Below are 12,485 nucleotides of genomic sequence, written 5' to 3' on the forward strand. Positions count from 1 at the left end.
TGCCCAGCCAGCGACATCGGGCAGTTGGTAAAGACAGTGGTCAAACTAATCATATTGAGCGGTTCAACTGCACGCTGTGGCAACGGGTTTCCAGGTTAGTGCGCAAAACCTTATCCTTTTCAAAAAAGCTTGAAAATCACATTGGCGCAATCTGGTATTTCATCCACCTCTACAATGCATCCTTACAGCTTTAGGACTACCTTAAATTGTATTGCCTATTCATGTTCGGAATTTGCAAGGGCATCTAAGCGCATCAAAGTACTAGAAAGTAGATGCTCAAAGCGACTGATGCGTTTGTCCCGGCTGCGACTCTGCTCAGTGTTTGTCTTTATGAACCCCAAAAAAAACAGCGAGGCGCGATCGCGCCTCGCTGTTTTTTCAATTAAACGGGAACGGTGAAATATCCAGAGTGATTAGGATGCTTCAGCACGTTCCTTCGCTTCTTTAATGACAACTTCAGCCACATTGCTAGGGCAAGGTGAGTAGTGCGAGAAGGTCATGGAAAATTGGCCACGACCGGAGGTCATCGTCCGCAAGTCGCCAATATAGCCAAACATCTCGCTCAAAGGTGCCTCGGCCTTAATGCGCACCCCCGTCGGGCCAGTATCTTGACCTAAGATCATGCCCCGGCGACGGTTAAGGTCACCAATCACATCACCCATGTAGTCATCTGGAGTAAAGACATCGACCTTCATAATCGGTTCGAGCAATTGCAGACCCGCCTTCGGCAAGGACTGTCTATAAGCTGCTTTAGCCGCAATCTCAAAGGCGATCGCCGAAGAGTCAACCGGGTGGAAGCCACCATCCTTCAGAGTCACCTTTAAATCAACGACGGGGAAACCAGCTAAAGGTCCTTTGTCAACGCTAGTCTCGAACCCTTTTTGCACTGCTGGCCAAAATTCCCGAGGTACGTTGCCGCCAGTCACCTTCGACTCAAACTCAAAGCCTGCACCGGTTTCTGCCGGTTCAATGGTGTAGTCAATCTTAGCAAACTGACCAGAACCACCAGACTGCTTCTTGTGGGTATAGCTATCGTTGAACACCTTAGTAATCGCTTCACGGTAGGCAACCTGGGGCTTACCCACTTCTACTTCCACGCCGTGGGTACGCTTCAGAATGTCCACCTTAATATCCAGGTGCAGCTCTCCCATCCCTTTCATGATGATTTCACCGCTTTCCTGATCGGTTTCAACATGAAACGAGGGATCTTCCTGAACCATTTTGCTCAGGGCCATGCCCATTTTTTCGTTGTCGCCTTTCTTCTTCGGTTCTACCGCTACGGAAATCACCGGTTCGGGGAATACCATTGGTTCCAAAGTGGCAGGATCTTTCGGATCACAGAGTGTATGGCCAGTCTGAATATTTTTCAAACCCACGAGCGCCACAATGTCCCCTGCTTGCGCCGACTCAATCTCTTCGCGGGAATTCGCGTGCATTTCGACAATACGACCAACCCGCTCAGTTTTGCCCGTTGCCGTATCCAGCACCATGTCACCTTTATTGATGACACCGGAGTAAATCCGAGTAAAGGTTAGGGAGCCAAACCGATCGTCCATGATTTTGAAGGCGAGCGAGCGGAACGGCTTCTCTGGATCAACGTAAGCAAACTTACCGGTCTCATTGCCTTCCAGGTCAACTTCCGGTTGTGGCGGCACTTCGTTGGGAGCTGGCAGATAATCAACCACCGCATCCAGTACGTTTTGTACCCCTTTATTCTTGAAAGAAGACCCACAGAACGTTGGGAAAAACGCCAAATTGCGGGTTCCCTTGCGGATGCACTGTTTAATTTCTTCGATGGTGACTTCTTCACCTTCGAGATACTTCACCAAGATCTCTTCGTCTTGCTCGACTGCCAGCTCAACCATCGCTTCACGATACTCTTCTACCTGTTCCTTCATATCTTCAGGAATATCGGTGATTTCGTAATTTTCAGGCAAGCCAGTGTCATCCCAAACCCAAGCTTTGCGAGTCAGGAGATCGACGACCCCCGCAAAGTCAATTTCGGTACCAATCGGCAGCACCATTACTAGTGGCGTTGCCGCTAAGACTTCCTCAACTTGTTTGACAACTCGATAAAAGTCAGCACCAGTTCTGTCCAACTTATTGACATAGATTAACCGCGCCACCTTAGAGTCGTTTGCGTAGCGCCAATTCGTTTCGGATTGTGGTTCTACCCCACCAGACCCGCAAAAGACGCCCACGCCGCCATCCAACACCTTCAAGGAACGATAGACTTCAATGGTGAAGTCAACGTGTCCCGGCGTGTCAATAATATTGAGCTGGTGATCGTTCCAAAAGCAGGAAGTCGCAGCCGACTGAATGGTAATGCCGCGCTCTTGCTCCTGCTCCATGAAGTCTGTAGTTGCCGCACCTTCATGCACCTCACCAATCTTGTGGATTTTGCCCGTGAGCTTCAAAATCCGCTCGGTTGTGGTAGTTTTACCAGCATCCACGTGGGCAAAAATGCCAATGTTGCGATATCGCGTAAGGTCCTTTTTCATAACTGCTCTCTAGATTTCTGTGCGACAAACTATTTACGACGACTATTTACGATGATAGTCGTCGGCAAGGTATTTTTGCTGCCTCCATGGTGGAGCGTTTGCACTCTGGCTGTCAGAATAAACTCGCGCTAACTTCAAAAAATGGCAGCATTGCTAATTGTAAAGTGTTACGACCGAAATATGTAAGCCTTGGCTGTAGGTTGTGCCGCTCAGACCTAACCACTTGCGTTGAGAAAACGCAGTTGCGAGCGATCGCGTTGCCCTGCGATGTCAGCAGCCTGAGCCTTCTTGGCGGCTCCAACGCCAGACCCAAAGCGGGTTTACCAACTAACTGCTACGTTCATAAAGTCCGTGGGCACTGAGCAAGCAAATGCCGACCCAGTATCAGAGAAACTTGCCTGAAGGCTAATTGTTGAAAAGAACCCTAAGCAACCACCTAGGATTCTTTTGATGATCAACACCATCTAAACACGACCGCAGATTGGTCAGCGATCGCTCACCAGCAAATTGCCGAGCTAGATAATAGCGTCAGCTTTAGGGGCAGCCCCCATCGGTTCCACGGCGTTTCGCAATAATGTAATCTGAGCTTCAAAATCTAGCGTCTCGATCGCCGCCAGCAATTCGTGTCCCTGCTGACTTAATTCATAGTGATCAGGCATCGCAATGATTTCACCACGATCCATACCAATGGCTAAGGCATACCAGAAAGCCAATTTGGTATTTGCACTCAAAGAACCATATTCACGACTAATGAGGTTATCAGCATCTTGCTGAGCGATCGCTCTCATCGTCTCTAGTTGATCTTGCTTAGATTGATGCTTGACCTGCGCATACAATCCTTCAGCAATTTTCGCCGCTGCTGCTCCAGGAGCAGCAGGCGTGATCGTTTCACCTACTTTCTCATACACGAACCACAACCAAGCTAATTGGTCGTCAACGCTTAATCTGTGAAAAAACTTACGAGCTTGTTCAAGATCATTGACGGCATTGGTAAAGGTCGTCATTCAAAAAATCCTCTGTTGTTCCATAGACAAGCACAAGCCAAACATCACTGATCCAAAAAATTTTGATCAGCAAGCGAAGTACCCGTCCTTATGTCAAGGATCACTTAAATAACAAGACTTCGACATCCTACAGTCGCTAGATAAACTCTCTCCTTCGTCCGAGAGAGATCATTACCCAACAACTTCCATAATCTTAAACATGGGCAAGTACATCGAGACCAGAATCGAACCGACCATCCCGCCCAAAATCACAATCATGAAAGGCTCCATGATGCTAGTGAGCGCTTTCACCGCTTGCTCAACTTCGTCTTCATAAAAGTCAGCCACCTTCATGAGCATGGAATCCAGTTCACCTGTTTCCTCGCCAATACTAATCATCTGAATTGCCATTGCTGGAAAGACCCGATGCTTCTGCAATGCCAGACTGATCATGCCACCTGTCTGGATTTCGTCTCTCGCGTCGTCAATAGCATCGGCAATTACGCGGTTGCCAGCAGTGTCGCGCACAATTTCCAAAGACGTCAAAATCGGTACGCCAGAGCGCGATAGGGAACCAAAAGTTCGACAGAAACGAGCTGTTGCTGTCTTCTGAACCAAATCACCAAATAAAGGCAGTTTCAAAAACAGACCGTCCATTGTGCGCTCGCCACTATCAGTCGCGTAGTAGCGCTTATATGCGAATGAAACCCCGAATACGACTCCAGCAATAATTACCCAATTCACAAGGTTGCGGAGGAAGGCACTAATGCCCAGCATGATGCGGGTAAAGAGAGGCAATTGAGCCCCGAGTTCTTCAAAAATCTCGGCAAAAGTTGGCAGCAAAAAGACGGTCATTGCCACAAAAATAATGATGGCAAGCAGAGACACCGTCACAGGATAAGCCATGGCCGACTTGATCTGATTCTGCAATCGGTTTAAGTCTTCCAGGAGCTTGGCTAAACGGTTTAGTACCTCATCCAAAACACCACCGACTTCCCCCGCTTGCACAAGACTGACATACAGCTTGTCAAAGCAACCGGGATGCTTGGCCATCGCCTCAGAAAGACTGGTGCCTTGCTGGACATCACCATTAATATCTTCTAATGCTCGCTTGAGCTTTGGATTAGGGCACTCTTCAGACAAAACCCCTAAACCCCGGACAAGGGCTACGCCAGCATTTACCAAGGCCGCAAACTGACGCGAAAAAACCGCCTTATCTTTAACCGAGACAGAAGTGAGGGCCATGCTGATGGAATCCATCGAGAAGCTAAAGCCTTTCTCTTCTTTCAAATCCTGGATGAACAGCCCTTGTTCTTTTAACAGATTGCGAGCTTCACTCGGATTTGATGCCGCGACTTTCTCTTTGCGCTCGCGACCTGAACTATCTCGCCCAGTAGCAACATAAGTAGGCATAATTTTCAGACATCAGTAAGAAACGACGCGGTGTCAACTGACACCTTTGTGAGAAGCCCGTAGATTAACTCGCAACCGAGTGGTGAATTTGATACCGATACGTTAGCACACAGTATTTCGAGTGGTTCACAACGGTGTAAATTCTTCGCGCTGAACGTATGTATATCGGGTTGAGCAGCGACCTGTTACCTGGCTATGTGCTGGACGGGCAACCCAGGTAACAGTAGTAATTTGGTGATTTTGTGATGGTGCCCAACCAATTATCGACGTCGGCCAGCCACTGCCTGCTGTTTACCAGCACCAGCAGACTCTAATAGTCGCTGCAATTCATCAGGACGTGATGTTTTAGACATGGCAGCTTCGAAGGAAATTGTGCCGGCTTTATACAGGTCAGCCAGGACTTTTTCCAAGGTTTGCATGGATAATTTGCCGCCAGTTTGAATAGCCCCATAAATCTGGGCCGACTTACCTTCGCGAATAAGGTTAGAAATTGCTGGCGTAACTACCATGATTTCTTGAGCCATGATCCGCCCAAATTCACCAGGTTTTGGATTGGCTTTGGAAACCAGACACTGGCTGAGGACGGCGACCAGCGAGTTTGATAACTGTACGCGAACCTGAGTTTGTTGTTCTGGGGGAAAGACGTCAATCATCCGGTCAACAGTTTGGGAGGCTGAACTAGTGTGCAATGTCCCGAATACTAAGTGCCCTGTTTCAGCGGCTGAGATGGCAAGAGAAATGGTCTCTAAATCCCGCATTTCGCCCACTAGAATAACGTCTGGGTCTTCCCGTAAAGCTGCTCTTAGGGCATTGCCAAAGCTCTTGCTATCTTCACCAATTTGGCGTTGGTGAATCAGGCTTTTGATCGGTTCGTAGACAAATTCGATAGGGTCTTCAACGGTCAAAATATGCTCTGGCCGAGTCAAGTTGATTTCGTTGATCATGGAGGCTAGAGTGGTGGATTTGCCGGATCCCGTTGGCCCAGTGACCAAAATCAGGCCACGAGGCTTTTCAGACAGTTCGCGGACGATAGGGGGCAAGCCCAGAACATCCATGCTGGGAATCTTTGAGCTTAGCGCCCGTAAACAAGCAGCATACGTGCCTCGATCTTTATAGACATTGACCCGAAAACGCGCCAGGCCTTTTACACCATAAGAACAATCGAGTTCCCAGGTCTGCTCTAGAGCTTTCCGTTGGCTATTATTTAACATACTGAAGATCAGCCGTTGGCAAGCTTCTGGGCTCATAGGCTCGTGCTCGGTCGGCGTGAGCTTGCCGCTGATCCGAATGTAGGGAGGGAGTCCCGCTGAGAGGTGAAGATCTGACCCCCCGCGTTCAATCACTTCTTCCATCAGATCTTCAATCATCATTTCCATAGCATTACCTCTTGTTGGTTACTGTGATTAAGGAATTCTCGGGGAAGCCGCTGGCTCACCGACTAAACTGACTGTGGGCTTAACACTAGGACTTAAATCTCGGTGTTAAACAGTAGGGACAATCCAGCCAATCTTGTTGCAGTTCTGCGTGACAGGTTTCACACGTTAGAGAACTCTTACGTCGGGCTTTAAGTTCGGCTTCTAGCCCCGTATCTGTAAACGTGACCCGCTCGACCTCATCGAGGGTCGTGTATCCCTGGCGCACTAGATTGAGACTGTAGGCGAGGAGAGTTTTCATGCCTTCTTCCACTGCAACTTCTTTGAGTTGCTCAGTGGGGACACCGTCGGATACTAGTTTTTGAAGGGTTTCGGTCATTTGCATGACTTCATAAACGCCGACTCGCCCTTTGTAGCCAATGCCTTGGCATTTTTCACAGAAGTTGCCTGATGTTTTGGCCTCGTTAATTTGTTCAAGGGATAAAACATTGGCTTTATAGATGGTGAGTTCCGAATCACCGGCTGTCGTCAGACCAAATCGTGCGAGTTCTTCGGCGCTGGGAGTGTAAGCAATGCAGCATTCATCGCACACTTTTCGCATCAGGCGTTGGGCAAGGACACCGATGAGGGAGCTGGATACCTGGAAGCCTTCCATGCCCATTTCTTCGAGGCGGGAGATCGCTCCTGCCGCATCGTTGGTGTGTAGGGTCGTTAGGACAAGGTGTCCAGTCAGGGCTGCTTCGATCGCGGTCTTGGCTGTTTCAGGGTCACGAGTCTCACCGACCAGAATGACATCCGGGTCTTGTCGCAAAAAGGCGCGCAAAATCGAGGCGAAATTCATGCCTTTTTCGCGGATGACTTGTACCTGGGTAATACCCGGCAAAGCATATTCAATTGGATCTTCAGCGGTACTGATATTAATACCGGGATCGTTGCGTTCAGACAGTAGAGAATACAAGGTTGTGGTTTTACCGGATCCCGTTGGCCCGGTCACTAAAATTAAGCCATATGGTCGAGATGCCATTTCCCGAACGATCTTGAGAGATTCTTCATCTGAGATCAGCTTGTCGATCCCCAACTGCGTCGATGAGTTGTCCAAGATGCGGAGTACCACTTTCTCGCCATATCGACTAGGTAGTGTGCTGACGCGAAAGTCGATCTTGCGACCTTGAAACATCCGCCGAATCCGACCGTCCTGGGGCATCCGTCGTTCAGCAATATCCAGTTCGGAAATAATCTTGAAGCGAGCTGTGACCGCAGGAATAATCTTCTTGGGAAATTTGGGAAACGACTCACGCAACACGCCATCTTTACGGAAACGAATCCGCAGAAATTCTTCTTGGGGCTCAATGTGAATGTCGGAAACGCCCTCTTGCAGGGCTTTCACCAAAACTTTATTGACCAATGCGATGACGGGGGCTGCGCCGGCATCTTGCAGGGCATCGTTGAGGTCAGCTTCTTCTTCATTAACGTCTTCGAGCGCCGACGCATCAAAATCTAAATCTTCCAGATCAGACTGTACGTCTACGGCCTGTTCCATATCCCGCTGCTTTTCTTTGGCTACTTTTTCATCTAAATAGCCAGAAATTAAGCGCTGGTAGTCTTCTACCGTGATGACCATCCGCCGCAGCCGGAGTCCTTGCGGCCGCAAGATCCGGTTCAAGTCATCTTGGGCCTCCAAGTTTTCAGGATCGACCATCGCCACCAAAACCGAAGGATCCTCACCTTCCTCACGAGATAGGGGGACGAGTTGATGCCGACGGCAGATATCAACCGGGATCAGCGTATCAATGAACTGTCCAACCTGATTTGATGACAAGGCATCAAGTTCGGGGTCAACCGATTCAATCCCGTAGAGAATTTTGAGCTCGAATAGCTGCTGCTTCTTGTATTGACGAACTAGCTCTGGAGAAAGCTGTTGTCCAGTCAAAGATTCCAGAACGTCGGTGAGGGCTCGGCCCGAGCGCCGACTTTCCGCCAAAGCCTGCTGCATCTGCTCCCCATCGACCAAGCCTGATTGAATGAGCTTGTTGCCAAAGGGAGAAAAACTGCGTTGTAGAACAAGAGCGCGGCGCTGTGAGGAATTCGTCATAGCGGATGCAAGGGGTCTAAGTGAGTAAATCGGCAGGACCGAAAGCGTTTGGCATGATGCACGGCATTAGTGTGCCCTCAAAGTCCTGAGATGTCATCATATCGAGCCTGCCATGAATAAGCTGCAAGGATGTCACTGAGGCTGATGTGAGTCGGGAAATACCTCATGCCAATGGAATGGTAATTGAGATGGCTCGATGATAGCTTTCTCATCACCAGTCTGTATGTTAGTCGGTCAACTTTGTTAAGGGATGTCAACTTTGATGGGCTGAAGGCGAGCGATGAGGACGTTGTAGGTGGATAGCGTTGCCCGGTGAAGCCGAATTGAGGGCAGGGGCGTGTTAACGCAATCTCGTGCGTCAGGGGCGCAACTATCAGCCAGGGAGCGGCGGCAACTGTCGAGCAAAATTCAAAAGGCAAAGCTCAAGGTTCAAAGGTGAAACCCTCTGATTACAAGGCTCTTAACATTTTAAGGCGCGCAAACTTGACAGCGGATTGCTATAACCACTCGTGCTGTTGAAGGGCCGCAGTTCAATGCAGCAGTTCAATGACTGATCGCTGAATAGCTGAATATTGGAAGCGTGGCTCTCATTGTGGTGAAGCTGGGGCCAAATCTTTGAATTGGGGGCGGGCGATCGCTACGACTGCCGCTTGATTCACGCATCGCTTTGACGGCGGCTCAGTTATGGGCCGCTCAAGCCTCTGTTCGCCGTCATAGCGCCGCCAAAGATCGGTCAACCTTGCCAAAACCGACTCATACAATCCGCTTTGCCAATTCACAGAGATTTCATGAAAGGCTTGTCCCTTTTAATGACACAAAATGTAGCTCACTGGGCAACTTGATTCATGGGGAGCATCGCCTGGTTAGGGGGACGCTGACTAAATAGCACTAGGCTGCATAACGATTAGCCGCTAACATTAGTGGTCTGTTGGCGCAATAAATTGATATTTTTGCTAATAAGTCCTTAGATTGGCATTGGCGCGATCGCTCTTGAGCATGCTTGAGGGTTGAACGTCGCGCTCCCTGTGTAGAACTGTTTAGGTTATGAGCAACATGGTTGACGAATCTCGACCCACAGAAACTTCTCCGGAGAACATCAATATGGCGGAAGAAAAGCCAGTGGATGAGGTCGAAGAGTTGCGTGTGGAGGATGGTGCTGTGGATATTGATGTCGAAAGTGCATTCATGGAAAGCACGGTTGAAGAATTAACCCAAGAGACCGACGGTTCTCCTGAAGCAACCAGCAGTTCCGAACCCGCTGCTAATGATGCTGGCATGGCAAGTTTGCAGTCTGAAGTGAATGCCCTCAAAGCTCAATTAGAGGATCGCACCAGCCAATATATGCGGATTGCGGCTGATTTTGAGAATTACCGCCGCCGCAATAGCAAAGAGCGGGATGAGCAAGAAGTGCAGATCAAGCGCACCACCATCACCGAGTTGCTGCCTGTAATTGATAACTTTGAGCGAGCACGGGCTCAGATCAAGCCACAAACTGAAGCTGAAATGACGATTCATAAGAGCTATCAGAGTGTTTACAAGCAGCTGGTCGATTGCTTGAAGCGATTGGGTGTGTCGGCGATGCGGGCAGAAGGACAAGAATTTGATCCCAATCTGCACGAAGCCGTCATGCGGCAGCCCACAGCAGAGCATGCAGAAGGCACCGTCATGGAAGAATTGGTGAGAGGCTACATGATTGGCGATCGCGTCTTACGGCATGCGATGGTCAAGGTGGCGGCCGAGCCTGAACCCACCAACGACGACGCTAGCAATGAAGCAACGGCAGAGAGCTAAGGGTAGTCGGTTAGCGAGCGGATTGCTTGATGGCATTGGTCAAAATCATGGCCATTCGAGACGCGATCGGTTATGGACAGGTGGCTGAGTTTGCGGTTTGCCCACATGGCGACCATTTCTAAACATTGGGCTGACTAGCTTTTTTTAAGGTTTTTTGAACAAAACTTATGGCTTAGAGGCAATGTTGGGAATGCTGAACAGCAGGGAGGCAAATTCAGGGGAAGAGCCGGTTTATTCGGTGATTTCTTGGAAGATGAGCTAACGTTGAGTGGCGAAGGCGCTCCTGCACATTCATCTGAATCGTAAGAAGCTGCGAGTTATGGGCAAAGTCATCGGAATCGACCTGGGAACTACCAACAGCTGTGTTGCCGTTTTAGAAGGTGGACAACCTTTTGTGATTACCAATGTTGAGGGGGGCAGGACTACTCCCAGCATTGTTGGTTTTGGTAAAAGCGGTGAACGGTTAGTTGGACAGCTCGCTAAGCGGCAAGCTGTGACCAATGCAGAAAACACCGTCTATAGCATTAAGCGCTTTATCGGGCGTCGATGGGATGACACCGAGACGGAGCGATCGCGGGTGCCTTATGTGTGCGTTTCCGGTCGCGACAACACGGTTGATGTCGAAATTCGGGGGACAACTTATACTCCCCAAGAAGTCTCGGCGATGATCTTGCAAAAGCTGAAGCAAGATGCCGAAGCTTATCTGGGTGAAGGCGTCACCCAAGCTGTCATCACCGTGCCAGCCTATTTCACTGATGCGCAACGCCAAGCCACTAAAGATGCCGGCACGATCGCGGGCTTAGAAGTGCTGCGGATTATTAACGAGCCGACTGCAGCGGCCTTGGCCTACGGACTCGACAAGCAAGACCAAGATCAAACCATTTTGGTGTTTGACTTGGGGGGCGGCACATTTGATGTCTCGATCTTGCAATTGGGAGACGGCGTCTTTGAAGTGAGAGCCACTTCGGGCAATAACCACCTAGGCGGCGATGACTTTGATAACGCGATCGCGCAATGGATGATTGCCGCCTTTCGCGAAACTGACGGCATTGACTTGTCCGCCGATCGCATGGCCCTCCAACGAATTCGGGAAGCGGCCGAAAAAGCCAAGATCGAGCTGTCTGCGATGCAAACCACTTCGATCAACTTGCCTTTCATTACTGCGGACGAAACCGGCCCCAAGCATTTAGAAATGAGCTTAAGTCGGGCGCAATTTGAACAACAGGCGAAAGACCTCATCGATGGCACCTTAGAGCCCGTCAAACAAGCGCTGAAAGATGCCGACCTCGGTCCTGAAGAAATTAATCGAATTTTGCTGGTCGGTGGTTCGACTCGGATTCCCTCAGTACAGTCAGCTATTTCAGAGTTTTTCGGAGGACAAGCCCCCGATCGCTCAGTCAACCCCGATGAAGCCGTCGCTCTCGGAGCCTCCATTCAAGCCGGAGTGTTGGGGGGCGAGGTCAAAGACCTACTCCTGCTCGACGTTACGCCACTTTCCTTAGGCATTGAGACCTTGGGCGAAGTCTTCACAAAAGTCATTGAGCGCAACACCACCATTCCCACCAGCAAATCTCAAATCTTTTCAACCGCCACTGACGGTCAGACCTCGGTTGAGGTGCACGCCTTACAAGGCGAACGCGCCATGGCTAAAGACAATAAGAGCCTGGGTAAATTCCAGCTCACGGGCATTCCCCCGGCCCCCCGAGGCGTGCCGCAAATTGAAGTGGCGTTTGAAATTGACGCCGACGGTATTTTGCAGGTCTCTGCCCGAGATAAAGGCACTGGCCGCGCTCAGAGCATTCGCATTACAAATACTGGCGGCCTCAGTAAAGACGAAGTCGAAAAAATGCGGCTAGAAGCCGAAAGCTTTGCTGATGAAGACGAGCGCCGTCGCCAGGTGGCCGACCTCATCAATCAGGCCGACAGCCTGTTCTACAGCTACGAAGCGACCATGCGCGACAACAGCGAACTCATGAAGCCGGCGTTAAAAGCTTCTGCCGAAGAAAAAGCCACTGAGTTGCGCGTGGCGATGCAGGATAAAGGGATTGCCCCCGAAGAGTTGCGCAGTGCGATGGATGGCTTGCAGCAGGCGTTATTTGATATTGGGGCCACCTTATATCAGCAGAGCGAAGAGCCCGATAGCGACTCGGTCGATTTCAACGTCGATGTCTCAGAAACATCGGAAACCATGGCTCAACCAGCCGAGCCCCAAGAGACAGATGATAGTATCGACTTAGATGCAACCATTACTGCTGATTACGAGGCGATTGATTAGTCCCGTTATCGGTTGGGAAAAGTCGGGACTGTAATGCAGACGACCTCCCGTAAAATA

General features: G+C 49.9%; 8 protein-coding genes. 3 read left to right on the forward strand and 5 right to left on the reverse strand.

Annotated elements, in window-relative coordinates:
- Nucleotides 1–194 (forward strand): IS1 family transposase (locus JUK32_RS12015; protein WP_255538222.1); only part of this gene is annotated, 194 nt, incomplete at its 5' end.
- Between the two features lie 219 nt (nucleotides 195–413).
- On the opposite strand, the gene fusA is transcribed toward JUK32_RS12015, so the two are convergent.
- The 5 genes from fusA to JUK32_RS12040 all read right to left on the reverse strand — a co-directional run bounded on the left by fusA (nucleotide 414) and on the right by JUK32_RS12040 (nucleotide 8,362).
- Nucleotides 414–2,501, reverse strand: coding sequence for an elongation factor G (fusA, locus tag JUK32_RS12020; RefSeq protein WP_204139099.1), 2,088 nt, complete (start codon nucleotides 2,499–2,501; stop codon nucleotides 414–416).
- 515 nt (nucleotides 2,502–3,016) lie between these two features.
- The gene (locus JUK32_RS12025) at nucleotides 3,017–3,505 is read right to left on the reverse strand and encodes an orange carotenoid protein N-terminal domain-containing protein (RefSeq protein WP_204139100.1); all 489 of its coding nucleotides are present in this window, start codon (nucleotides 3,503–3,505) and stop codon (nucleotides 3,017–3,019) included.
- 171 nt (nucleotides 3,506–3,676) lie between these two features.
- Nucleotides 3,677–4,897 carry a type II secretion system F family protein gene (locus JUK32_RS12030; RefSeq protein ID WP_204139101.1) on the reverse strand — a complete coding sequence of 407 codons (1,221 nt, stop codon included), beginning with the start codon at nucleotides 4,895–4,897 and terminating at the stop codon, nucleotides 3,677–3,679.
- Between the two features lie 260 nt (nucleotides 4,898–5,157).
- Nucleotides 5,158–6,273, reverse strand: coding sequence for a type IV pilus twitching motility protein PilT (locus JUK32_RS12035; RefSeq protein WP_204139102.1), 1,116 nt, complete (start codon nucleotides 6,271–6,273; stop codon nucleotides 5,158–5,160).
- Nucleotides 6,274–6,358: 85 nt separating this feature from the next.
- Complete coding sequence (locus JUK32_RS12040) at nucleotides 6,359–8,362, reverse strand: GspE/PulE family protein (protein WP_204139103.1); 2,004 nt, start codon at nucleotides 8,360–8,362, stop codon at nucleotides 6,359–6,361.
- Between the two features lie 1,053 nt (nucleotides 8,363–9,415).
- Between JUK32_RS12040 and grpE the strand changes: the two genes are divergently transcribed.
- Both grpE and dnaK read left to right on the forward strand, forming a co-directional pair.
- Complete coding sequence (gene grpE, locus JUK32_RS12045; protein ID WP_204139104.1) at nucleotides 9,416–10,153, forward strand: nucleotide exchange factor GrpE; 738 nt, start codon at nucleotides 9,416–9,418, stop codon at nucleotides 10,151–10,153.
- A 319-nt stretch (nucleotides 10,154–10,472) separates the two neighbouring features.
- A complete protein-coding gene (gene dnaK / locus JUK32_RS12050; protein ID WP_204139105.1) occupies nucleotides 10,473–12,428 on the forward strand; it encodes a molecular chaperone DnaK in 1,956 nt (651 codons plus the stop codon).
- Nucleotides 12,429–12,485: the final 57 nt, after the last annotated feature.

The sequence above is a fragment of the Halomicronema sp. CCY15110 genome, from assembly GCF_016888165.1.
Lineage (GTDB): Bacteria > Cyanobacteriota > Cyanobacteriia > Phormidesmidales > Phormidesmidaceae > Halomicronema.